23 protein-coding genes and 2 pseudogenes are annotated in these 23311 nt (G+C 62.6%); 9 read left to right on the forward strand and 16 right to left on the reverse strand.

Annotated elements, in window-relative coordinates:
* Window positions 1–31: 31 nt before the first annotated feature.
* The 4 genes from ACF0H6_RS01375 to ACF0H6_RS01390 form a co-directional block, all read right to left on the reverse strand.
* Window positions 32–2449, reverse strand: a complete 2418-nt coding sequence (locus tag ACF0H6_RS01375) for a SpaA isopeptide-forming pilin-related protein (protein WP_395248163.1) — start codon at window positions 2447–2449, stop codon at window positions 32–34.
* 939 nt (window positions 2450–3388) lie between these two features.
* Window positions 3389–4714 (reverse strand): putative bifunctional diguanylate cyclase/phosphodiesterase, encoded by a 1326-nt coding sequence (locus ACF0H6_RS01380; RefSeq protein WP_395248164.1) that lies wholly within the window; start codon window positions 4712–4714, stop codon window positions 3389–3391.
* On the reverse strand, window positions 4632–5513 hold the full coding sequence (locus ACF0H6_RS01385; protein ID WP_395248165.1) for a PAS domain-containing protein: 882 nt from the start codon (window positions 5511–5513) through the stop codon (window positions 4632–4634). The genes ACF0H6_RS01380 and ACF0H6_RS01385 overlap by 83 nt, the downstream gene beginning before the upstream one ends.
* Window positions 5500–5712: a YegP family protein gene (locus tag ACF0H6_RS01390; RefSeq protein ID WP_395248166.1), complete on the reverse strand. Its 213-nt coding sequence runs from the start codon at window positions 5710–5712 to the stop codon at window positions 5500–5502. Before ACF0H6_RS01390 ends, ACF0H6_RS01385 begins: the two co-directional genes overlap by 14 nt.
* A gap of 219 nt (window positions 5713–5931) precedes the next feature.
* Here ACF0H6_RS01390 and ACF0H6_RS01395 point away from each other — a divergent pair, with 219 nt between their 5' ends.
* The gene (locus ACF0H6_RS01395) at window positions 5932–6189 is read left to right on the forward strand and encodes a DUF6458 family protein (RefSeq protein WP_395248167.1); all 258 of its coding nucleotides are present in this window, start codon (window positions 5932–5934) and stop codon (window positions 6187–6189) included.
* Window positions 6190–6237: 48 nt separating this feature from the next.
* On the opposite strand, the gene ACF0H6_RS01400 is transcribed toward ACF0H6_RS01395, so the two are convergent.
* Window positions 6238–6690: a hypothetical protein gene (locus tag ACF0H6_RS01400; protein ID WP_395248168.1), complete on the reverse strand. Its 453-nt coding sequence runs from the start codon at window positions 6688–6690 to the stop codon at window positions 6238–6240.
* Complete coding sequence (locus tag ACF0H6_RS01405; RefSeq protein WP_395248169.1) at window positions 6687–7925, reverse strand: protein kinase; 1239 nt, start codon at window positions 7923–7925, stop codon at window positions 6687–6689. The genes ACF0H6_RS01400 and ACF0H6_RS01405 overlap by 4 nt, the downstream gene beginning before the upstream one ends.
* A gap of 330 nt (window positions 7926–8255) precedes the next feature.
* On the opposite strand from ACF0H6_RS01405, the gene ACF0H6_RS01410 reads away from it, so the two are divergent.
* On the forward strand, window positions 8256–8783 hold the full coding sequence (locus ACF0H6_RS01410) for a hypothetical protein (protein WP_395248170.1): 528 nt from the start codon (window positions 8256–8258) through the stop codon (window positions 8781–8783).
* A gap of 249 nt (window positions 8784–9032) precedes the next feature.
* Here ACF0H6_RS01410 and ACF0H6_RS01415 read toward each other — a convergent pair whose 3' ends face one another.
* From ACF0H6_RS01415 to ACF0H6_RS01440, 6 genes are all read right to left on the reverse strand, one after another.
* A complete protein-coding gene (locus ACF0H6_RS01415) occupies window positions 9033–9365 on the reverse strand; it encodes a YegP family protein (RefSeq protein WP_395248171.1) in 333 nt (110 codons plus the stop codon).
* 548 nt (window positions 9366–9913) lie between these two features.
* Complete coding sequence (locus ACF0H6_RS01420) at window positions 9914–10633, reverse strand: SRPBCC family protein (RefSeq protein WP_395248172.1); 720 nt, start codon at window positions 10631–10633, stop codon at window positions 9914–9916.
* Window positions 10634–10687: 54 nt separating this feature from the next.
* Window positions 10688–11011, reverse strand: a complete 324-nt coding sequence (locus ACF0H6_RS01425) for a hypothetical protein (RefSeq protein WP_395248173.1) — start codon at window positions 11009–11011, stop codon at window positions 10688–10690.
* 52 nt (window positions 11012–11063) lie between these two features.
* A complete protein-coding gene (locus ACF0H6_RS01430) occupies window positions 11064–11996 on the reverse strand; it encodes an SDR family oxidoreductase (protein ID WP_395248174.1) in 933 nt (310 codons plus the stop codon).
* A 159-nt stretch (window positions 11997–12155) separates the two neighbouring features.
* Window positions 12156–12707: a DUF6328 family protein gene (locus ACF0H6_RS01435; RefSeq protein ID WP_395248175.1), complete on the reverse strand. Its 552-nt coding sequence runs from the start codon at window positions 12705–12707 to the stop codon at window positions 12156–12158.
* The gene (locus tag ACF0H6_RS01440; protein ID WP_395248176.1) at window positions 12704–12901 is read right to left on the reverse strand and encodes a hypothetical protein; all 198 of its coding nucleotides are present in this window, start codon (window positions 12899–12901) and stop codon (window positions 12704–12706) included. Before ACF0H6_RS01440 ends, ACF0H6_RS01435 begins: the two co-directional genes overlap by 4 nt.
* A 171-nt stretch (window positions 12902–13072) precedes the next feature.
* Here ACF0H6_RS01440 and ACF0H6_RS01445 point away from each other — a divergent pair, with 171 nt between their 5' ends.
* Window positions 13073–13804: a DUF72 domain-containing protein gene (locus ACF0H6_RS01445; protein ID WP_395248177.1), complete on the forward strand. Its 732-nt coding sequence runs from the start codon at window positions 13073–13075 to the stop codon at window positions 13802–13804.
* A 234-nt stretch (window positions 13805–14038) separates the two neighbouring features.
* On the forward strand, window positions 14039–14446 hold the full coding sequence (locus ACF0H6_RS01450; RefSeq protein WP_395248178.1) for a hypothetical protein: 408 nt from the start codon (window positions 14039–14041) through the stop codon (window positions 14444–14446).
* Window positions 14447–14479: 33 nt separating this feature from the next.
* On the opposite strand, the gene ACF0H6_RS01455 is transcribed toward ACF0H6_RS01450, so the two are convergent.
* From ACF0H6_RS01455 to ACF0H6_RS01470, 4 genes are all read right to left on the reverse strand, one after another.
* Window positions 14480–15370 (reverse strand): helix-turn-helix transcriptional regulator, encoded by an 891-nt coding sequence (locus tag ACF0H6_RS01455; protein ID WP_395248179.1) that lies wholly within the window; start codon window positions 15368–15370, stop codon window positions 14480–14482.
* A gap of 103 nt (window positions 15371–15473) precedes the next feature.
* Complete coding sequence (locus ACF0H6_RS01460; RefSeq protein ID WP_395248180.1) at window positions 15474–15626, reverse strand: hypothetical protein; 153 nt, start codon at window positions 15624–15626, stop codon at window positions 15474–15476.
* 66 nt (window positions 15627–15692) lie between these two features.
* Window positions 15693–16559, reverse strand: a complete 867-nt coding sequence (locus tag ACF0H6_RS01465) for a class II glutamine amidotransferase (protein WP_395248181.1) — start codon at window positions 16557–16559, stop codon at window positions 15693–15695.
* A 28-nt stretch (window positions 16560–16587) separates the two neighbouring features.
* Entirely contained in the window at window positions 16588–17988 is a 1401-nt protein-coding gene (locus ACF0H6_RS01470; RefSeq protein ID WP_395249847.1) for a glutamate decarboxylase, read from the reverse strand.
* A gap of 231 nt (window positions 17989–18219) precedes the next feature.
* On the opposite strand from ACF0H6_RS01470, the gene ACF0H6_RS01475 reads away from it, so the two are divergent.
* From ACF0H6_RS01475 to pgsA, 5 genes and pseudogenes are all read left to right on the forward strand, one after another.
* The gene (locus ACF0H6_RS01475) at window positions 18220–19509 is read left to right on the forward strand and encodes a protease pro-enzyme activation domain-containing protein (protein WP_395248182.1); all 1290 of its coding nucleotides are present in this window, start codon (window positions 18220–18222) and stop codon (window positions 19507–19509) included.
* Window positions 19496–19819: a hypothetical protein gene (locus ACF0H6_RS01480; protein ID WP_395248183.1), complete on the forward strand. Its 324-nt coding sequence runs from the start codon at window positions 19496–19498 to the stop codon at window positions 19817–19819. Before ACF0H6_RS01475 ends, ACF0H6_RS01480 begins: the two co-directional genes overlap by 14 nt.
* A 191-nt stretch (window positions 19820–20010) precedes the next feature.
* Window positions 20011–22016: pseudogene (gene thrS, locus ACF0H6_RS01485) on the forward strand (threonine--tRNA ligase); the annotation flags it as partial.
* Window positions 22017–22053: 37 nt separating this feature from the next.
* The gene (locus ACF0H6_RS01490; protein ID WP_395248184.1) at window positions 22054–22662 is read left to right on the forward strand and encodes an HIT family protein; all 609 of its coding nucleotides are present in this window, start codon (window positions 22054–22056) and stop codon (window positions 22660–22662) included.
* Window positions 22655–23285: pseudogene (pgsA, locus tag ACF0H6_RS01495) on the forward strand (phosphatidylinositol phosphate synthase). Before ACF0H6_RS01490 ends, pgsA begins: the two are co-directional and overlap by 8 nt.
* The last annotated feature ends 26 nt before the right edge of the window (window positions 23286–23311 follow it).

The following is a 23311-nucleotide window of genomic DNA, read 5'->3' on the forward strand; positions in this document are numbered from 1 at the left end:
TTGTTGTCCCCAGAGAGATGCACGGAAGCGCTCAGCTATGTGGGTTGGTCGGTTTTTTCGCTCGCCGGTAGGCGAGCAGGGCCAGCGAAGCCATGAGGAGAAGAACCCCAAGAACAGGGATTCTCCAGAGACCGGTGGCGCCCGGTCCGCCGGCGGTGGGAAGCTTGAGGGCCGCGACGTCGGTGACAGTGATCGTCAATGCGTTCACGGTCACGGACGTTCCTGCGGTGGAAGGGTCCAGGGTGATGGTCCCGCCGGGGGCGAGGGCGAATTTCACCGGTGTTGCCAGGAGCGAGTAGCCGTTCGGTGCCTTGGTCTCCAGCAGCCAGTAGGTTCCCGGGGCCAGGTTCTGGACCTCGATGAGCCCGGGGGATCCGGTCACCGGGCTGCTCACACCGGTCACCGTGGTCCCCATTTGCCCGGCTGCGTCGTTGTGGATCTCGAAGGTCGAGCCGGTCAGCGGGGCGGTGGAACCCTGGGTTTGGCCCGGACCTGCTTTTTGCACGAACAAGTGCCCGGTGGTGGGGTTCGTGGTGATACAAGCAGGGTCCAGTGGTGCTGCGCTGCCGGTGACGCACCGTACCGGGGGAATGAGCCCGTTGCCGGTGGCCCCGTTCTTCAAGGTGACCAGCCACGCCGTGGGGTTGACCGTCACGGAGTAGCTCAGGACGGCGGTGCCGTTACCCGGAAGGGTGAACGAGGACGTGACCAGCGCGTTCCCCGCGCCCGGATCCGCCACGGCAACCGGGGACCAGCCGTTGATCGTGAGTTTCGCAGACCCGGCCGTGAATACGGCGTTGTTCAACACCTGGCTGAGGTCATCGGTGAGGATGACACCAGTGATGGCGTTGGGGGTGGAGTTGGTGGCGGTCACCGTGTAGGTGATGGTTCTGGCCGGGCCGGGATCGCCCGGGTTGATCGCGGTCCCGGACGCCGGGGACGCGGTCTTGGCCAGGGACCATGACCCGACGGGATTGACGGTGCAGGTGGTACTCCCGGCAGGGCAGGTGGTCGGCGGCGTCAGAACGGTCGAAGGCGTCAGGTAATTCTCGAGCGAAGCATCACCGAGGTTCCCGGCGCTGTTGACCGTCACCTGATAGGTCACGGTGCTTGTCGCCCCCGCGGCGACCGTGCCCGTGATCCCGAGGGTCGGCGGTGCCGCACTCGCATTGTTGGCCACCACCAGGGCAGTCCCGCTCGTGGTGGTTGACGAGGTGGAGCCGCCCACGAGGGTCGAGTCATCCAACACGTCCCCGAGCCAGTCGGTATAAGCCACGGGGGCCGGGGCGGTACCGGAAGTGTTGTCGAAGGTCAACGTGTACGTGAGCACCTGGCCCGGCTGGACCATGGTCCCGGCCACTGGATCCACACTCTTGGACACCACCAGGTTCGGTGATTTAGGTGTGTTGGTAAAGATGCAGGTGACGGCGGCGCCGACACCGTTGACCGGTGGGGGTTCAGTGAGGTTGAAGGAGGTACCTGATCCGGATGCCAGAACGGTACCGGTTTGATCCGTGCATTGGTAAGACGACTGATAGTTGTTCAGGTTTGTTCCTGAAACGCCAGCCTCGGACAGGGCGAGGGTGGCGCCGGAGCGTGCGATGACCGGGCCGGCCACTGCACCAGGAGCGGTTTGAAGACCGGTTGTCGAGCCGGACGTCGTCCCGGTGTTGCCGGTGGTGTTTGACCCTGTGATTGCCAGGTTGAACTGGTCCGTGCTGACCGAGCGGCCAACAATGTCCTTCTTCAGGGTGACTGATCCTGAAGAGCTGCAGGACGCATTATCAGACGTAGTGGTTGAGGGGGTCGGTCCGGTTTCAAGCAGGGCTCCTGTGACCGGATTGACCTGATAGAACGTCGTTTGAGTGTTGATATAGAGGTTTCCGTTGGAGCCGAAGGCGATACCGGTGGAGCCGGGAAGCGGCGCAGTTGGGAGAGTGGCTAGCGGCGAGTAGGTCAATGACGGAGACCCTGCGGTTGCCGGGATGGGCTCGTTGACCCGCACTAGGGTCTGGACAGTTCCGGCTGGATTGTCGTAGCTGGTGAACAGATTTCCGAGACCGTCGAAGACAAAGTCGGATACATTCAGAGTGCCCGCCGGGAACTGAACCGTTCCGACTTCCCCGACGACTGTGTTGGTTGTCGTGTTAAACGCGTAGATGTGCAGTATTCCCGTTGACTGGTCGATGGATCCGAAGTAATACCAGCCGTTGAGTGGATTGATGGCACCAGCAACCAGAAATCCGGCCGGATGAGGGCCCGCCGGGAATGTTGCGATGGTGCCGGTAACGGGATTGAACTTGGACAAAACCGTCGGCCCGGCGGTTTCATTGACCCAGTAGATGGCGCTGCCCCCGGCTGCGACAGCAAGGCCGTTCTGGAGTGGCTGGGCTTTGGTGAGAAGTTTGGGCGCTGAGCCGGCGAGCGAACCTCCCGGGCCAAGTTTCACTTGCCAGAGCCTGGCCGGAGAAGTCGAGGGTAAACACCGTATTCGTGCACATACCGCCGGGAGTCTGGACGTTCAGCGTCCCCTTCGTCGCCTGAAAGGGCACACCTGAGACGAAGGAATAGCTGCTCGTTCCGGGCGTCAAAATAGCCCCGGAAGGCGCGCTCGGGTCAACCGCAACAACGGGGTTGAACCTGAAGAAGCCCCCCGTGAGCCAACTCGAGACGCCCCCATTTGCCGAGCCAACCTGGCAGGACAGCGTCTTGTTTCCATTGCTCCGTACACAGTTGGTGGCGGTGACATTGTTGCCAAAGAACGTCACGCCGTCATTGGAGTACTGGACACCCACCGACGCTTGAACGGTGAAGGTGGCGTTCGAAGGGGCAGTGAATACCACGTCAAGATTCGTTGTGCTCGTCGGAACCATGCCGCCAACAGGGCCTCCTGTGTTCTGGATGGTGACCGGAACGGCGCCATTTGCTCCCGGAGCGAGAGTCACCATGGTGGGCGCGTCGGCTGAAATCAACTCAGTCCCGGCTGCTGTGGCCGGTGGGGCGGCACTAAGCCCGGTGACGATCAGGCCCGCCGTCGAGATAGCCAGGACAAGTAAGAACGAAAAGAGCTTCATCCCCTGCGATTTCATGGGCGGTTCCTTCGTGTTCCTTTGTCAGCCATGACGGCCTCCTGCATCCTCTGTTCGGTGTTGAGCCTTGACTCATCAAGGCGGCTACTCGCTTAGGAAGTAGATCGAAGCGCGCTTTCGTGTCGCGGAAACGAAAACTTTCACGAGAGCATGCTCGGCCGGGTCGCGTCAGGGCGTGCCAGAGGCGTGGATGATCCGGAAACGGGATGCGTTCGGTTCGAGAACTGCAGCGGGATGCCACGGCCTATACAAGGCCGTCATGGCGCCAAAGGTTACGAGGGCGCCCGTTCTATTTGGGGCTAGTCCGTTGCAGGAAGTAGGGCTTTGATGCGTTCGCTGGCACGCTGAACGGCGCCCGACAGCTCCTGGGGCGGTACAGGGCGCGAAAAGAGGTAGCCCTGGAGGGCGTCGCAACCGAGGTGCAGCAAGTGCCGTGCCTGTTCGGGGCTTTCCACGCCCTCCGCTGTGATGCGGTGTCCGAGGTGGTGGGCCATGGCGCTCATGGAGGTCAGGATCGGAAGGTCTTCCTCGCCGGTATGTATGACGGAGACGAAGGTCCGGTCGATTTTGAGGATGTCTACAGGTAGATCCTGGAGCCGTCCAAGAGATGAGTAACCTGTGCCGAAGTCGTCCAGGGCCACCCGGATTCCCTGCCTACGAAGCATTGCGAGCTGGCCGGTGATAGGGGAAGCCGGGTCGAGGAAGACGCTTTCGGTGACTTTCAGGATCAGCTGGGCACCATCGATTCCCGCGGCGGCCAGCGTTCCCAGGACGGCGTCGGCGTAGCCCTTTTCGCGTAGCTGCACGGCTGAGACATTCACGGCGACGGCGCGTTTGCTGTCCCCGGCAAGCCAGGACCTGAGCTGGGCGCAAGCCTGGGAGAGGACTTCCTGCCCTATTGCGTTGATCAGTCCTGAACGCTCTGCCGCTGGAATGAATTCCGACGGCGGGACGAGTCCGTCCGGTCGCTCCCAGCGAGCCAAGGCCTCCACCTGGGTCACCGTGGCCGACTTAGCGTCAACGACCGGCTGGTAGTGGACGGTAATTTCTCCGTATTCGACGGCAGTCCTCAAGCCGGTTTCCAGATCATTGCGGACCAGAAGGGCCGTCATCATGTCCGGATGGAAGCGCAGGAACCTGTTCTTCCCTGCAGCCTTGGCCGCATACATGGCGATGTCAGCTCGCCGCATCAGGTCCGGAGCGTGCAGTTCGGTATCAGCGCTAATCAAGCCGAGGCTGAGCCCGGGGCGAAGCTCATGGCCGTGCAGAGTAAAAGGGCCGTTCAGCTCGGACATGACTAAGCGGGCCACGCCGTCGGGATCGAATGTGCCGGTGAGCAGGATCACGAATTCGTCCCCGCCGAGCCTGGCAACGGTATCCTCCTCGCCTACGCAGCGCCGCAGGCGGCGGCCGATCTCGATGAGCATTTCGTCCCCGGCCTGATGCCCCAGGACGTCGTTGACTTCCTTGAAGTCATCCAGGTCGAGGAGCAGCACATGAATGCCGGAGAGGTCTCTCGAAGCCAATGCTTGCTCAAGGTGTTCACGGAACAATGCCCGGTTCGCCAAACCAGTGAGGGGATCCCGGAAGGCGAGGAGCTTTAGCTCTTCGGCCTTTCCTGGCAAGTTCCGCCAACGCCGTCCGGGCCTGGTCCTGTGCCTGTGTACGGGCTGTAGTGTCGCGGAAGCTCCAGACCCGCCCCACGATGGTTTCGGCGACCCTCTGGGGCCTTGAATACCGCTCAAAGGTCCGGCCGTCATGGAAATGCAGCAAGTCCAGGCTTTCGGCTCCCGGATCGGAATAGAGGTCCTGGACCTTCGCCACGAACGCGTCCGGGTCCGTGAGCTGGTCCAGGACGAATCCCATGATTTTCGCGTCGTCGTCGGAGTTCAGAATCTCCCTCGGGATTCCCCACATGGTCGCGAACCGCTCATTCGACCCGGCTATCCTCCCGTCGACGGTGACCACGAGAATACCGTCGGCCGTGGACTCGAGCGTGGCGTTGACCAGAGACAGGGCATCGCGTAGTGCGGCGTCGCTGCGTTTGCGCTCGCTCACGTCCCGGATCGATGCGACGATGCCGGTCGCGTCCGCAATCACTGGCGCGAGGTTGACCTCCATAGGGAATTCCGTGCCGTCGCGCCGCAGGCCGAAGAGATCAAGACCGGCCCCTACTTGCCCGGCCCACGCGTCGATGGCGAAAGGCTCCTGCGCGCCTTCACTGTGGCCTTGGAGCCGGCCTGGAAGCAATGTACGGTAATGCCGTCCTAGCAGCCACTCCCGCCGATAGCCAAAGAGCCGTTCGGCCGCAGCATTGAAAAAGCGGATGGCGCCGGATGAATCGATCATCAGTAGGGCATCCGGCGCACCTTCGATGAGATCACGGTAGGAGAGCACCTCGGTGCCGATCCTAGCTTCGTTCATCACTGTGGCCCGGAGATTTTCGGCCCAAATCCGCGATCAGGCCCATCCCGGCGTAAGCACGCACGTCGCGGATCCCCGGCGCAGCCGCGGGTTTGATATCAAACCCCTTGGAGACCGCCATCACCGTCCCGTCCGGTGTCCTAAGCCGGAACCTGTACCGTGCTTCGGCCTCGACAAAGAGTTCAAATATGCCTGCCATCGCTGACCTCCCCCAAGTCGAGGACGCTAGTCCTTTACGGACGCTACCGGGCGCTGCCGGGAAAAGTAAAGCACCCTTGGGTTTTCCGGGCCCGGCGCGGCCGCTGGTATCAAAGGCGGTGGTTGCCCGAAGGGTTACCAACGTGTAATTATGGCGATACAAAGCAAGCTTAGTAGTACCCGTCACCGCCGGGTCCGCGGTTCAGCAGGAGGTACAACAGTGAGAATCGGATCGTCCATCTTCCTTATCGCTCTAGGCGCCATTTTCGCCTTTGCAATCGCTGGCGACGTTGTGCCCTATTTCGACATCCACATGGTTGGCTACATCCTCATGGTGGTCGGCATTATCGGCCTGATCGTTTCGATCGTTATGTTCGGACCGCGCCGAACCCGTCGCGTCACCGAGAGCCGCACCATGGTGGACCCGGCCACGGGAGAACGCATCGTCACCAACGACAGCCGCGACACTGGCATCTAGCCACGCTGCAAAAACGGGGAGGGTCGGCGCTGCCGGCCCTCCCCGTTTTTAGTCGTCTTTACCCTTGCTGTTGCCCTTTTGGCGCCCCGGTGCCAGCGGCACCGGGGCCGGGGGAGCTGCTGGTGAAACGGCCGGTGCTTGCGTGGGTGGGGCCGGTGCCTGCGTGGTTGCGGCAGCGGTGGGCGTGGGCGCGGGAGTCGCGGCAGGCAGGTCGGCCCGGACCAGATCTATTGCATTCTGGATGTCCTGACGCCGGGCGGGTGAAACTTCGCCGCGCGCGGCGGCGTCGGCAAGGTCAGTGGAGAGGCGCTCCAGGGTCTTGGTGGCAGCGAGGAAGTCTTTGTCCGCTGCGGAACGGGCCAGCGCGTTGACCTGCAACTGAAGTTTCCCGGCAGCCCCGGGGTTCAAATCGCCTGTACTGCTCGCGCATCCGGAGAGGATTCCGGCCAGAATGGCGAGGGCCGCTGTGGTGTTTAGGAGCTTGGCTCGCGTCTGGTTCACGGTGTCACGCTCTTCCGTAGTTGTTCGAGATGTTGGCCCAACAGGCCTGGGACGCTCGGATCCGGTGACGGCGCCGCGGGTGCGGACTGCCCAAGGGCGCTCACACCAATGATGACCAGTACGGTGGTCAGCAGTACGGCACCGGCAGCCAACACCGCGCTTAGCCAGATTGGCCGCCGGCGTTTGGGGATCCGCGCGGGCGGTACGACGGCGGTGCCGCCTGGCTCGATCGCACCGGCCTTCGTCGCTGTCGAATCGAGTATGTCGACGGCCGGTTTGGCCGTACGCGGCGGGCGGTCGGGAACTCGGGGAAGCGCCTGGGTTGGGCCGTGGGCCGCCCCCGGGATCGCCGAAGGGGTGCCGGACTCGCTGGCAGCCCGGAGAGCTGCCTCAACGTCCCGGGAAGTTGGGCGTCCGGAAGGTTGAATCGATGTCATGGCGCTCAGGAGCTCAATCCACCGAGGGCCGAAGGCGGCTGGGACGCGGGGCGGGCGGTGTAGCCTGGCGACCGCTGATTCCACGCTTGTTCCCGGGTACTCAAGGGTTCCGGTCAGGCATTCGAGGAGGAGCAAGCCGAGTGAGTAGATATCGCTTTCCGGTCCCAGCGCAGAGCCGGTGGCCTGTTCCGGGCTGAGGTAAGCCGCGGTCCCGACCGTCATGCCAGTTGCGGTCAGGCGGGTGCTTTCGATGATGCGCGCAATTCCGAAATCCGTGAGCTTGGGCCGGACGCGGGGCCCCGTTGCGGTACCGGCCAAGAGAACGTTTGCTGGTTTGATATCCCGGTGGATGATGCCGCGCCCGTGGACATACTCCAAGGCCGAAGCCAGATCCGCTCCGATATGTGCCACCTGCTTGGGGTCGAGTGGTCCTTCCTGCAATCTGGCATGCAGGTCCGGTCCGTGGATCAACTCCATGGTGAGGAACGTCCGGGGGTGATCCGGGTCCCTGAGGTCCGTGCCGGCGTCCAAAAGGGTCACGAGTGACGGATGGTTGAAGGTGGCCAAGAGCCGCATTTCGGTTTCGTGCCGGGCGATCCCGTCCGGGCCTCCCAAGAGCGGAGTGAAGAGTTTCAGCGCGACATCGCGGCCTAGCCTCTCATCCCGGGCCCGGTACACGGACGCCGTCGCACCGCGGCCGATCAGCGTGCCCAGCCTGTAGCGCTCGGCCAAGAGGGTCCCTGGCTGTCCCGCGATAGAACCGTTCAACCCCGTGACAGGACCATCCAACACAGCCACCCCTCGCTTTCTTTGAACCAACCGATACCGGCAGGCCCGTACCGCCCGAACATCTTCGACAGGGATCCCGGACTGGCCGTGGACACATCTCCCCAGTGGGGTAATCGTACGGTGCATCATAAAAGTTACGTTTCCTCCGAAATCGCTTGCGCAAGGTGAATGGGAGATGAACAAACGCTCACGAAGCTGCTCCAGGGGCTGAAATCATCCGGGTTCTGTGCCTACGTTGGTTGTGGGCGCTCTGACATACGGAGCACGCGGTGAGGCAACCGCAACCCAGTCCGTGAAATATCCAATGAGCAATCAAGAAGAGAATTCCGGAGGTCTCCAATGCCTATTCTGACCAGTCTTGCCACAAGCAAAGCAGTGATCACCATGATCACCGCCGGCGCCATCGCCACAGGAGGCGGCGCCGCCGCCTTCACCAGCATCACCACCACTACCACCGAAGTGCCGGCACCAGCATCCACGGCCAGCCCATCGCCGTCGGCCCCTTCAGTTCTTCCGACCACGGCGGTCCCCGCTACCACGGCGGCCCCCACTGCCGCGGCTCCGGAGACGGAACCGTCGTCCCCGTCGCCGTCAGCTCCTGCAAAGGACGAACCGGCTGAGCAGATGCCGATCACTCCGGCTCCGAGCCCTTCGGCACCCACGCCAGCTCCGGCTTCACCTGCGCCAGCGCCCAAACCGTCATCTCCGGCGACTGACACGCCCGCAGTGAAGGCGCAAGATCATGACGATCAGGGAGCTAAGGAAGCCAGAGGCGAAGACGCCGGAGCCAAGAAGGCGGACCACGATTCGAAGGGCAACGGCCAGCAGCACAAGTCGGGCCATGGCAACTCGGACGGCAAGGGCTAAGACTCTTGCTTAGTACGCATTAAGCTTCAGGAACTAAATGCCTAAGGCGGGAGGGGTCCATTGACCCTCCCGCCTTAGGCATTTAAAAGACCGTCACTGGAAACCGTGTACGGGCCACTCCTGGCTGTGCAGGGCGGGCAAACGGTGGAAGAATTGTGCTTGGACCAAAACGACCGGCGGCGCATCTCGCCTGCTGAGACCCAGGTGAGTCCCCCAGTGCGCCGTCGGTCCCGAGCACTGTCGAATTCTTTACGCTGCACCAGTCCATCTAGGTGCGGCCGCAGCCCGTCGGAGTTCCCTCGCGCGGGTGCGGAATCCATCGCTCGCCCTGTGTCTGTCATCGCAAACCGGGGGCAAGACGTTTGGACGGGCCACGGGAGCCGGGTTCCGTACGCTCGCCGCAGGGCACAGGTCGGTGACCAACCCCATGCCTGCGCATTCACGCGCAGCGGCAATCCCGGCGACGGCGGCTGACTTGTCCTCGAACGCCGTCGAAATGGCAATGACGCTTCCGTCCGGCGATTTGAGCCTGAACCTGTAACGAGACTCTTCGTCAACAAATACTTCAAACGTGCCGGCCACAACTACCTCCCGGTCCGCGCGTCGGTTTTCGTGGCGACCGCACCACGGAACCGGACGGAATGCACCGCTGCATCCCTCACCCGCTGCTCTGGTTGAACGATCACCTGGATCGCATATCAAGTGATATTCAGTCTGTGGCAGCTCGGTTGGGACTCACAAGACCGGTCAGGTAAACCTTGTGTAAAACCTGGCCGATCCAGCAATTGCCACTGCAGCGTGCGGGTGTGTGGTGTTGCGACGTCAGTCCATGACCAGACCGCGGTCCGCGGCGACGATGTGGAGTGTGGGAGGAGGACCTGGTTCGGGAAGGGGAACTGGATCGGGGAACTCTGGGCCGGGCCCTGGTTGGGGCTCTGGACCGGGTGTCGGGACGGGTGTCGGGCCTGGCTCCGGCAGCGGCACCGGCTCCGGTGTGGGTGTCGGGCCCGGCTCACGGGTTGGATCGGGTGGGAATTCACTCATTGTCTGCACCTCGAATCGTGAATGCACTATGACCGTCTGACGTCAGGGCCGGCCGGTTCGCTGGCCGGCCCTGACGGCATCTCGGCCTATAAACCCGGCCGGGTCCCCGTATTGCGCCGCTCAGCGTCCCGCTCGTCTCCAGGAAGTGTGGCCGGCTCCTCGGCCGCGTAGTCGCCTTGGAGTTTTCTAACGGGGAGATCCGGGACCTCTTCCGTGCCGTAGTCGCCCTCGGTGTATTGGCCTACGCGCAGGTCATCCGCCGTCGTAGCCGAGGGTGCGGTCAGATCAGGATCGACGGGCGGTAGTTCCTCGGTGGCTTCGACGGCGGACGCCTCCCCGCTGGCATCGACGTCGCCGCTGTTCACGGAGCCGCGCCAAGCACCGGTTTCTTCACCCCGCGCCTCGATGAACTTCTTGAACTTTTCCAGGCCGGCAGACACCCGCAGATGGTCGATGCCGACGATCGAGCCAGCCTTTTCGGCGAAGCTTTCCGGCTCCCACTCGATCTCAACGTCAACGCGGGTGAGAACCGGGCCGAGGGGTTCGAAGCGCACCGAGCCTGCGTTCCGTGGACCGTCGATACTTGCCCAGCTGACCAGCGAATCCGGAACCTGCTCCAGAATTTGAGCGTTAAATTCGCGCTTGACGCCGCCGACGTTGGTGGAAAAGTGCAGCGCGGTTTCGTCGATCTGCTGGACCGCCTCTACGCCTTTCATGAACTCCGGGAACGTTTCGAACTGGGTCCATTGGTTGTAAGCCACGGATACGGGCACTTCCACGTCGATTGTCTGGTTAACGGTAGCCATGTTCATGCTCCTTTGGTTTGGTTCTTGCGTGGGTTCGAGGTTCTGCCGAAGTGTTCAGCCAGCGTCGTATCGTTCTTCGTCGTCATCCTTGGGGGACAAGTCCTCAGGCAATCCTGTGGCGTCGCCCTTCCGTTCGGAGGAAAACGGTTGGCCAGGCTCAGTAGTTTCGGTGTTTGAATCGTCCAGTTCGGCATCGGCTGAGGGGACTGCGACTGAACCGTCCCGGCCGGCTTGTGATTCCTCTGCCCCGGACATCGATCGGTGGTCTTCCTCGTGCGGCGTCGGATGCTGGTCGCCGGACCCCGCCGTCTCTTGTTCCGGTGTTGGAGTTCCGTAGCCCCCTGCTACCTCTCCGTCGGGTGAGTGCTGCTCGTCCATGTTGACCTTTCCGTTCTGGTTGAACCGTTGATGGATATCAGGGGATCCTCTCCTAGAGGCCCTTTCCCCCCGTGACCGGTAGAACAGCACCGGAAATGTAGGATGCCTCATCCGAGGCAAGAAGGACGTAAGCCGGAGCCAGTTCCGCTGGCTGCCCAGCCCGGCCGAGTGGTGTATCTTGCCCGAACTGTGGCAGTTTGTCCGGCCATTCCGTCGCGGGAATCAATGGTGTCCAAATGGGCCCTGGGGCCACGGCATTTACCCTGATCCCTTTGGGTCCCAGCTCCTGGGCGAGGGCTTTGGTGAAGGCCACCTGCGCCGCTTTGGTCATGGCGTAGTCGAGAAGTTGCGGTGAGGGGTTGAAGGCCTGGATGGAGGCCGTGACGATGATCGAGGCTCCGGCTTTCAGGTGGGGGACCGCCGCGCGGGCTGTCCACATCAGGGAGTACAAGTTGGTCTTGAAGACCCTGTCCATTTCCTCGGAAGGGAGAGTGTCAAGTCCTTCCCGGTTCTTTTGGTAGCCGGCATTCAGGACAAGGGTGTCCAGACGGCCGAATTCGTCCAACGCGCGTTCGACGATGGAATGGCTGAACTCTTCAGACCGGGCATCGCCCGGAAGGGGCAGGGCCCTGCTTCCCGCTTCCTGGATCCAGTCCGTGGTGCTCTTGGCATCTTCGGATTCTTCCGGCAAGTAGGAAAACGCGACGTCGGCGCCCTCCCTTGCGAAGGCAATGGCCACTGCGGCGCCGATCCCGGAGTCTCCTCCGGTGATCAGGGCGGCCTTGTTCTTCAGGCGCGAATGGCCCTTGTAGGAATACTCCCCGTGGTCCGGAGCCGGGTCCATGGGTCCGGTCAGTCCCGGCTGCTTCTGCTCCTGCTGGGAGAAAGGGCCGGAGTGATAGCCGGAGCGGGGATCCTGTGGCGCCGACGGCAGGGCACTTCGAAGTTTTTCCTCATCTGGTTGCTGTGATTCTGACTGGTACATGATCACCTTCTTCGTCGGATCTCGACTCTTACGTGAGCTTGCTGCCACATCGAAGTTAGTAGCCAAGACCGACTCTTGTCCATGGGTTTGGCCAACTTGATCAGTAAACTTACTAAATTCATCGATTAGGCCTAGACTAAGTCGATTTTCATCCAGGGATCAGGGTTCGCGGCTCCCGGAATTCTGGCCTGAATCCGGTGTCACTTCAGTGCGGTTGTGCCTTGGAGACCAGGACAGAAGCGGGTACAAAAACACCAGTACCGCGAGCGCCACAAGGATGCTGCCGCCGGCCACGGCACCTGCTACTTGCCCGAGAGTAACGCTGAAGATCAACCCGGCGCATCCGGCGATCAGCAGGGCAACACAGGCAAGCACGGTCTTGACGATCACGTCGCCCGCGGCCACAAGCCGGTTCTTGACGTGGCGCCGGAAGAGCCGCCGGTGGAGGCTGACCGGAACCAGCATTAGGCCGGTAGTCATGGTCGCTAGAACAACGAGCGCCAGGAACCACCACGTTTGGGGTTCGGTCAAGGTGCCAAATCGCTGCTGGAACGGAAGGGTCAGGAGAAAGCCTCCGATGATCTGGACACCTGTCTGGAGGACGCGCAATTCTTGGAGCAGTTCATTCCAATTGCGGTCCATCCGCTGATCCTCGGACTCATGCCTGGTGTCTGCCACAAAACCGGATGGTGAAGGATCGTCCTGGCTCATGACGGTCGCGGCAGTTCACAACCCGCCACGGGGTTCAGTCCCATGTAGTTCAGTGGACCGGCAACGATATTCAGGGAAATCGTTGCGAACTGGGAGCACTGCGCGGGAACTGCATTGAAGTAACCGCGCTGGCCAGCGGCTACCGCGCCTACCACGAGCCAGATCACCACGATCAGCCCGAGAAAAGACCCCAATCGCATCTGTCCTTCGACCAACCTCTCATCAATCCAGGATGTCCTAAGCTTACTTACAAAGTGGCTTCGACCATAGAGCCAAGGCGCCCGCCCCGGCGACTTTCGCCGTCGTCGTCGCCTCGCGTGCGTTCGCTGTCTGGTCCGGAAAGATCTCAGGTTTTTGGAGGCGTAGTGGGAACTCATGTTGGGACGTCGGGCTGGAGTTATGACCACTGGGACCACGTCCTTTACCCCGCTGGAACTGCCTCACGCAACAGGCTCGGCTACTACGTACAGAAGTTCAACACTGTTGAGCTCAACGCGAGTTTCTATCGTTGGCCACGTGACGCGTCGTTTGCCAGCTGGCGGCGCCGTCTACCGGAGGGATTCGTGTTCTCCGTTAAGGCTCCCCGTGGCCTGACCCACGGAAAGCGTCTTTACGCCCCTGAGGACTGGGTCGCCCGGATCAAATCAGCTTGGCACGAACTCGGAGGCAGTCGCGGAGTCCTGCTAGTCCAACTTCCTCCCAATATGGGGCGCGACGACGGCCGGTTGGCCTATTTCCTTGACCTGATCCCCGAGTGGATAAAAGTAGCGGTCGAATTCCGCGATGATAGTTGGCACGACGACGCCATCTACACCATGCTCGAGCAGCGCCTAACGGCATACTGCATCATGAGCGGAGCGCAGCTCCCTTGTGTACTTCGTGCCACAGCACCATTCGTCTACGTCAGGATGCACGGGCCGGACCACTACAACCTTTACGGTGGCTCTTATTCCGAGGGGGATTTGCGCTGGTGGGCCGAACGGATTATGGAATGGGAGCACATGGGCAAAGATGTCTTCGTCTACTTCAATAACGACGGCGGAGGGAACGCGGTCCGTAACGCGCAGACGCTCCGCACATTCCTCGGCCAAACTTAAACCCGGGTTCTGCGGATCTGGCTGCAGCACTTTGTTCGGGGTTATCGCAGTGGTGTTGTGAAAACAAGTACACGCCACTCGTGTCATCCGGGACGCAAGGATGTTGACTCAAGAAACCAACCTCCGCGGCCTGACCGAGGACGGCTTCTTGGTGGCCAACCGCAGTGTCGCCACCGGGGAGTGGAACTGGCACCGCCGCGCGGAGAAGCTAGTCAACGTTGAGGAAGGCTGGAAATGGACGGGCAACAATGGATCTGGATCGTCGTGGCGATTGTGGTTGTTGTGGTGGTGGTCGCCATCGTGCTGATGTTTGGACGCCGGGCCAAGGAAGAACGTAACCGCAAACATGCCGCGGAGCTCCGGGAACGCGCCCGAGCCGACGCACTGGGGGCACACGAGCGTAATGCCGAGGCGGCCCGTGCTCAGGCCGATGCCCACCGCGCCGAAAGCGAAGCGGAACGGCTGCACAACGAGGCCGCGGAAAAGCAAAAGGCTTCCGAGCGGGCAAACGAAGCTTCGCAGGAGAGGCTCCGCCGAGCCGAAGAGTTGGACCCGGATGCCGGAAATCGCTCCGACAGGCGAGAGGCCGACAGGCACGACGGCGATGGCGATGAGGAGGGGCGCCGGGGTACGAGGCCGTGAGTCAACAGCCGCTCCCGTTGCTTTAGGGTGCCGTCACACGCCACCCGAAGCGGGTGCGGTTTGAGGTTGCTCCGCCTGTTCTTGGGTTGCGGCCCAGCTCGCGAGCAATCGCAAGGCATCGGCGGAAGGGGAACCAGGTTCGGCAGGGTAGATGAACAAGGAGAGGCCTGGATCGGCGGACAGCTCCATTGCCTCGAAAAGCAGGCGGAGTTCGCCCACCACGGGGTGGTGGAAATGCTTGAAGCCGCTGTAGTGGCGGCGCACGTTATGGGCGGCCCAACGGGTGCGGAATTCATCGCTGCGGGTGGAGAGTTCTCCCACGAGGTCGCTCAGCCCGCGGTCGAACGGGTCACGGCCGGCCTCAGTTCGGAGGATGGCCACCATGTTGTTGGCCGCAAGCTCCCAGTCCGGGAAGAACCGCCGTGCCCGCTCCTCCTCAAGAAAAATAAACCTCGCATAGTTTGCTGGCCGCACATGGCTGACGTACATCTCGGAATGCAAAGCGCGGCCGAGCCTGTTCGCCGCGAGAATGTCCATGCGGGAATTGCGAACGAATGCTGGCGCATCTGTCATCGCATCTAGGGCAAACTGGACGCTCGGCCGAAGATCCTGCGGTGACGATCGACGTTGCCGCTTGCTGGTTCCGGCGGCGCGGGCCAGGTCGAACAAGTGGGCGCGTTCGGCGTCGTCAAGCTGCAGGGCCCTCGCCAATGCTTCCAGGATGCTTTCTGACACCCCCGCAAGGTTGCCGCGTTCCAGCCGCGTGTAGTACTCAACGCTCACACCAGCCAACGTTGCGACTTCGCCTCGGCGGAGCCCTGGCACCCGCCGATTCCCGCCCGACGTCGGCAATCCCGCCTTTTCAGGGGTGATCTTCGCGCGCCGGGAGGCAAGGAAATCGCGGGCATCGTGACGGTTATCCATGTGATCAACGATAGTTACGTTTCAGGCCCCTGAGGGAGTCCCTGCCAATACCTCTATCAGGTGGCCTCGCACCGGCACTACAGCCGGCCGGCCCGGCGTCGGGCTAGAAAATGAGGAAATCGCCCGCGTCGGCGTTCGCGGAGGGGTACACCACGGGTTCCCGACCCAACTCAAGCAGGACGTCATTGATGCTCATTTGTCCGTCCAATTGCACGGCCGGGACGAAGACGGTTTCGGATTCGACTTCAACGGTCATGGATCGATCTTATGTGCGACGAGGTGCGCAGCCGGGCGGAACACGCGGCCAATGGCGACCCAAGGCTCAGGGTTTCTGGGATGCAGCCGCGGAGGGGGAGAGGTCAGCCAGTGTGAGCGGATGCGACGGCGCCTCCGGGAAGGGATAGCTGGTTGCAACCTCCAAGCCGGGTCCGACGTGGACCAGCGCACCGGCGGCGAGCGGGTTCCATGCAGGGTTGTCATCCATTGGTTCAGTGGCGATCAGGACGTGGCCGGATCGGGATAGATCCTTGCTATGAGCCCGGATGCGGGAGCTCCGCGCGTCCAGGGGGGCTGCCTCCCCGGAGCGCGCGGGCGAGCGCTCCAGGAGGTGCAGTTCGTGGGTATCCGGATACCTGACTGCCCAGAGATCTGCCCCCGTGGTGAGAATGAGGTTCAAGCTGAACACCGGAAGCTCCTTAGCGATCCACCTGATGGCCTGGGTGATTCCTTTCCCGACGTCGCCGCCGGCACGTCGGGTCTCGGCGGTGATCAGGGCGAAGAGGCGCTCGCTATCGGTCTGGCCTTTCACCAGCTCCGCAATTCCGAACTCCGCTAGGCGCTGGTCCAGCCGTTCAAGGTCGCCGAAGGCACCATTGTGCGCGAACAGCCGTCCGTCCTGCTCGAACGGGTGGGTGTTGACCATGGTGTGTGCACCGGTGCTGGCATACCGTACGTGGGCAAGGAACGTGGTGCTCTTCAAATCCCGTGCCTCGCGCGCAAAAGCATGATCCTCCCACGCGGCAAGCGGCTGCTTGGCCACGTGGGGCTTGCCATCGGCGTCAAAAGTGCCGATCCCGGCGCCGTCAGGCTCCCGCCGGCTCTGGTCGGCGAGACTGTCCGGCGCATCCAAAAGCCAGAAGGTGGCCCGGACAGATTGCGAACCGGCATGTAAACCGAAGAGACGGCACATGGGCATTACTCCCTGCTATTGCTGCTGGCTAGTGGTGGAACGCCTGGGTTTGCCCGCCGGGCGGCATGGGTGCGGTGAGCCCGTCCAAGTAAGCAACTTCCTTCTTGAGGTCGATCAGGAAGCTGGAGGCGAGGTCCCGTGTGAAGCCGTTGCGGACAACGATTCTTTGGACGGTCACGTCGCTCAGTCCATCGGGCATCGGGTAGGCGGGGACAAGCCATCCGTTCATTCGGAGCCGCTCAGACAGATGGTGAAGATTCCACTTGTCGGTGTAGCCGTCGGTGAGCTGCCATGCAAAGACCGGGATGTCCGATCCGTCGCTCCACAAAGTGAACGACTCCATCTCGCCTATTTCACGTGACAGATACAGTGCGACATCCCGGGACGTGGCCTGAACCGACTTGTACCCCTCGAAACCCAGCCGGAGGAAGAGGTAGTACTGCAGGAGCACCTGAGCCCCGGGGCGCGAGAAGTTCAAAGCGAAACTCGGCATGTTCCCGCCGAGGTAGCTGACGTGGAAGATCAAGTCCTTGGGGAGCGCCTCCTCGTCACGCCAAATGACCCAACCCAGGCCCGGATAGACCAGCCCGTATTTGTGGCCCGACGTGTTGATCGAGGCAACCCGGGGCAAACGGAAGTCCCACACCGTGTCCGGCTGCAGGAACGGGGCAATCATCGCTCCGGAGGCGCCGTCGACGTGGATCGGAGTATCGAGGCCGCGCTGCGATTGGATGTCATCGAGCGCCGCTGAGATCTTCGCTACGGGTTCATAGGCGCCTGTGTAAGTCACGCCCATGATGGCGACGACGCCGATAGTGTTCTCGTCCACGTACTTGTCCAATTCGTACCCGTCGAGCACCTGGTGTTCCCTCGACACCGGAATGTAACGGGCTTCCACATCCCAGTAGTTGCAGAACTTCTCCCAGCACACCTGCACGGCCGAACTCAGGACCAGATTGGGCTTGTCGGTGGGCAAGCCCGCGGCTCGCCTCGAATGTTGCCAGCGACGCTTCAACGCCAGGCCGCCCAGCATGGACGCCTCGGAGGAACCTATGGTTGAGGTCCCCACGGATTTGGCGGGATCGGGCGCATTCCACAGATCAGCGAGCATGCGCCAGCAGCGGGTCTCGATCAGGGCGGTCTGCGGATATTCGTCCTTGTCGATCATGTTCTTGTCGAACGTCTCGGCGTAGAGTTTCGACGCTTCTGGTTCCATCCACGTGCCAACGAACGTGGCGAGATTCAGGCGGGAATTCCCGTCAAGCATGGCTTCGTCGTGGACCACCTGATATGCAGTCGAGGGGAGCGATTCGCCCTCCGGAAGGGTGAATCGCGGAAAAATACTCGATTCACCCGGCCGGCTGAAGACGGGGTTCAGCTCGACGGCCGTGTCGGGTTCGTGGGCAGATGTCCGGTATGACCTACTGATGGCTTGCTCCTTAGAATCGCCGCGGTGCCAGCCGTGGCAGTGCCACAGCCAGCCAGGCCCCACGCTACCGTGGGTGGCCGCGGAGCCCAAGCCCCGTGCTTCCGGATCCGTACAGTACTCCGTACAGTAGCGGTCGTCGCTGCGTGAGTCCTCGCGGCATGGTGCGCAAGTGGCTCCGGGTGCATAATCGCAGGGGACGGAGCTCTGTCACCGCGACCCTAGGAGACACCAATGTCGAATCAGGACATGCCCGAAGAAGCCCAGCCGGTGGAAATGCGAAGGGTCCCGCTTCCGGGATCAGAAAGGGCCCCCGCTCCGGGCGTCCGGGACGTTCTCGGTCCGGTTGATCCCTCCCGCCCTATTGAAGTGACGGTCATCCTTCGGCGCCAGGAAGAAATGGCCGAAGTTCCGTCTGCCGCCCTGTCCCGGGATGAATTGGCCTCGCGGTATGGCGCATCAGCCGCAGACCTCGAACTGGCAGTGCGCACTTTCGCCGGCTTGGGACTGGATGTTGTCGAGTCCGATGCGGCCAGCCGAAGGATCCGGCTGGCCGGGAGTGTCGGACAGTTGAGCAGCGTTTTCGGAACGTCCCTCGATGAGCTGACTAGCCATAGCCCTGACGGTGCCGCGGTGACGCACAGGCACCGCACCGGAGGCCTCCAGATACCTGCCGTCCTCGACGGCGTTGTTGTCGCGGTTCTTGGCCTTGACGACAGGCCCCAGGCCCGTGCCCAGTTCCGCGCCATTCCTCTCGCCTCGGCTGGCACTAGCTACACCCCGCCCCAGTTGGGAAAGATCTACAACTTTCCGGACGGAACCGACGGGGCGGGCCAATCGATTGCCATCCTCGAACTTGGCGGCGGATTCGGGCAGCAGGACCTCGACGCCTACTTCCAGGGCCTCGGCCTTCCCACTCCGGCCATCACCGCTGTAGGAGTCGACGGCGCGGCCAACCAGCCGGGGCAGGATCCGGCGGGTGCCGACGGCGAAGTCCTCCTCGACATTGAAGTAGTGGGCGCCTTGGCGCCAAAAGCAAACATCGTGGTCTATTTTGCGCCCAATACCGACGCCGGATTCCTTGACGCGATTGTCGCAGCCTCCCATGCGAGTCCGCCGCCAGCCGCGATCAGCATCAGCTGGGGCCAGAGCGAGGATGCGTGGACCGCCCAAGCCCGCACAGCCTTCGACCAGGCGATGGCAGACGCCGCGGCCCTTGGAGTGACGGTCACCGCGGCAGCCGGGGACAACGGCAGCGCCGACGGCGTGACGGACAGCAAGGACCATGCCGATTTCCCGGCGTCGAGCCCGCACGTGCTGGCCTGCGGCGGAACCCGACTTCAAGCGGACCCCGCGACCGGAATGATCAGTGCGGAAACCGTGTGGAACGACGGCCCGAACTCGGCAACCGGTGGTGGGTACAGCGACGTCTTTCCAGTACCTTCCTGGCAAACCGGAGTCACCGGACACGCCAGCCACAAACCCGCTCCCAGGACTGGCGGGACGCGGTGTGCCCGATGTTAGCGGGGTTGCGGACCCGCAGACCGGATACAAAGTCCGCGTCGACGGCAAGGACATGGTGATCGGCGGAACAAGCGCGGTGGCACCGCTCTGGGCGGCGCTGATCGCCCGCCTCGCCCAGGCCACCAATAAGCGCTTCGGGCTGATTCAGCCACTGCTCTACCAAAACGGCACCCAACCGGCGTCGGGCTTCCACGACATCACCACAGGCTCCAACGGAAGCTACCACGCCGGGACCGGTTGGGATCCGTGCACCGGCTTGGGCAGCCCCGACGGCAAGGCGCTCCTTGCGTTGTTGCAGGCCAAGCCCTAGCAGGCCAGGTACTGGCCAGGCCAGGTACTAGCAGGCCAGGTACCAACGACGGAATCCGCTCGACGGGTGTCCCTTTACTCCGCCGCGCCTGCTTTGGCGGCCCCCGCCGGAGCAGATACGATTGACGATGGCTGGCTGTGGTCCCCGTACGCCACAAGCTATGAAGCCATATCAATGAATAGGAGACACCCGTGTCAGATGCCCAGCAGATCACCCTCATCGTCGATGGCGAAGAGACCAAGGTGACGGAAGGGACCACCGGCGCGGAACTCTTTTTTGAGCGCCGCGATGTTGTAGTGGCCCGTGTCGACGGCGAACTCAAGGACCTCGACCAGTTGCTGCAAGAAGGCGCACAGGTTGAAGGAGTCACCATCGACTCGCCGGACGGCCTGAACGTCCTGCGCCACTCCACCGCACACGTCATGGCCCAGGCCGTGCAGCAGTTGCGTCCCGACGCCAAACTTGGCATCGGCCCGTACATCACCGACGGTTTCTACTTCGATTTCGACGTTGCCGAGCCTTTCACCCCAGAAGACTTGCGCCAGCTCGAAAAGATGATGCAAAAGATCATCAACCAGAACCAGAAGTTCGTGCGCCGCGTCGTCACCGAAGACGAAGCCCGCGAAGCCATGAAGAGCGAGCCCTACAAGCTCGAACTGCTGGGCAAGAAGAACGACGCCGCCGACGCGGGCGAGGGTGTCAACGTTGAAGTCGGTGCCGGGGACATCACCATCTACGACAATGTGGACCGCAAGAGCGGCGAGAGCGTCTGGTGCGATCTTTGCCGCGGCCCGCACCTGCCCAACACCAAATTGATCTCCAACGCCTTCGCACTGACCCGCTCCTCGGCTGCGTACTGGCTGGGCAACCAGAACAACCAGCAGCTCCAGCGCATTTACGGCACAGCCTGGCCTACCAAGGATGCCCTGAAGGCTTACCAGGAGCGCATTGCGGAGGCTGAGCGCCGCGATCACCGTAAGCTCGGCGCCGAGCTGGACCTTTTCTCCTTCCCGGACGAGCTTGGATCCGGCCTGCCGGTGTTTCACCCCAAGGGCGGGATCATCCGCAAGGCCATGGAGGACTACTCCCGCCAGCGGCACGTGGACGCCGGATACGAGTTCGTCTACACCCCGCACATCACCAAGGGCCACCTGTATGAGGTCTCGGGTCACCTGGACTGGTACAAAGAGGGCATGTTCCCGGCGATGCACATCGACGCGGAACTGAACGAGGACGGCACCGTGCGCAAGCCCGGCCAGGACTACTACCTGAAGCCGATGAACTGCCCCATGCACAACCTCATCTTCCGTTCGCGCGGACGCTCTTACCGAGAGCTTCCGCTGCGGCTCTTCGAATTCGGCTCGGTATACCGCTATGAGAAGTCCGGCGTTGTCCACGGCCTGACCCGCGTGCGCGGCATGACACAGGACGACGCCCACATCTACTGCACCCGCGAGCAGATGAAGGACGAGCTGACCACCACGTTGAACTTCGTCCTTGGCCTACTCAAGGACTACGGCCTGGACGATTTCTACCTGGAACTGTCCACGAAGAACGAAGAAAAGTTCGTGGGGGAGGACGCCGCCTGGGAGGAAGCCACCCGCACCTTGGCAGAAGTAGCCGAGGCCTCCGGGCTTGAGCTCGTCCCGGACCCGGGTGGAGCTGCGTTCTACGGCCCGAAGATCTCCGTGCAGGCAAAGGACGCGCTGGGACGCACCTGGCAGATGTCCACCATCCAGCTGGACTTCAACCTGCCTGAGCGTTTCGAGCTTGAGTTCCAGCGCCTGCCGACGGCACCCGACAGCGTCCGGTCATGATCCACCGTGCCCTGTTCGGTTCGGTGGAGCGTTTCATGGGCGTTCTCACGGAGCACTATGCAGGAGCCTTCCCGGCATGGCTGTCGCCCGTGCAGGTGGTGGGCATCCCGGTGGCGGAGGCGTTCAACGACTACATGTTCGACGTCGTTGGCCAGCTCAAAGCGGCCGGCATTCGTGCCGAGGTGGACATTTCCTCGGACCGCTTCCCGAAGAAGATCCGCACCGCGAGCAAGGACAAGATTCCGTTTGTCTTGATCGCCGGCGGAGACGACGCAGAGGCCGGAGCGGTGTCGTTCCGCTTCCGTGACGGCAGCCAGGACAACGGCGTGCCCGTTGCCGAGGCCGTCCGTAGGATAGTGGACGCCGTCAAGAACCGCGAGAGCTGACCCGGCCGGACGGCGCCGAGGGCGAAAAACAGTGCAGGAGAACACAGGCGTGACAGCTGACTACCCGGGTGATGCCGAAGTAACCGATGACTTCGGCCTGGCAGGTGTTCCTGACGCCTTCCAGCGCCTGTGGACCCCACACCGTCTGGCCTACATCAAGGGTGGGCAGAACCAGTTCAAAAACGAGGACGACTGCCCTTTTTGCGTAGCTCCAAGCCGTACGGATGAGGAATCCCTCATCGTGCGCCGCGGCAAGACCTGCTACGTGGTGCTCAATTTGTTCCCCTACAACCCCGGTCATTTGCTGGTGTGCCCGTACCGGCATGTTCCGGACTACACGGACATCACCGTGCAGGAAACAGCGGAGATGGCGGAGCTCACGCAGACCGCGATGCGGGTGTTGCGAAAGGTGGCCAACCCGAGCGGCTTCAACCTGGGCATGAACCAAGGCGTGGCCGGCGGGGCGGGAATCGCCGCACACCTGCATCAGCACGTGGTTCCGCGCTGGGGTGGGGACGGAAACTTCTTCCCGATCATCGCCCAGACGAAGGCCGTCACCCAGACGCTTGACGAGGTCCGCCAGCAAGTGGCCGACGCCTGGCCGGAGGAGTCGGATCTGTCCGGGGAGACGGATGCTTAGTCGACACGCCCGCGGGTTTTTCACCGGGTTGTTCTCGCCCGTGGCCCGGTTCCTGCTCAAAATGGGAGTCTCGCCCGACGCCGTTACCGCCGTCGGGACCGCCGGCGTAGTGCTTGGCGCCCTTATTCTCTACCCCTTGGGCCAGCTGTGGTGGGGTTCGTTCCTGATCGCGATCTTCGCTTTGTCTGACGTCGTGGATGGCATCATGGCGAGGGAACAGGGCCGCAGCGGCCCTTGGGGAAACTTCGCTGGACTCCACGCTCGACCGGCTGGCGGACGGCGCCATTTTCGCCGGCGTCGCCATCTGGTTTTTCACGGGCGGCGCGAACAGCGCGATTGCCATCGCGTCCCTGGCATGTCTGGTGCTCGGGATGGTGGTTTCGTATGCCCGCGCCAAGGCTGAATCACTGGGCTTCTACGCCAATGTGGGCATCGCAGAGCGCGCGGAGCGGCTGATCTCAGTTCTCCTCGTCACCGGGCTGACCGGACTCGGGTTGCCTCCCGTCGTCTTGCTTGTGACCCTTGTCGTGCTCGCCGCCGCCACTGGCGTCACGGTCGTCCAGAGGATGGCGGCCGTCCGCGAACAGGCGATGGCGGACGTCGACGGCGGGACCCCCGCCTAGCGGTGATTCGCCCGCGGGATTCGCCC

The organism is Arthrobacter sp. NA-172, from assembly GCF_043952055.1.
Lineage (GTDB): Bacteria > Actinomycetota > Actinomycetes > Actinomycetales > Micrococcaceae > Arthrobacter.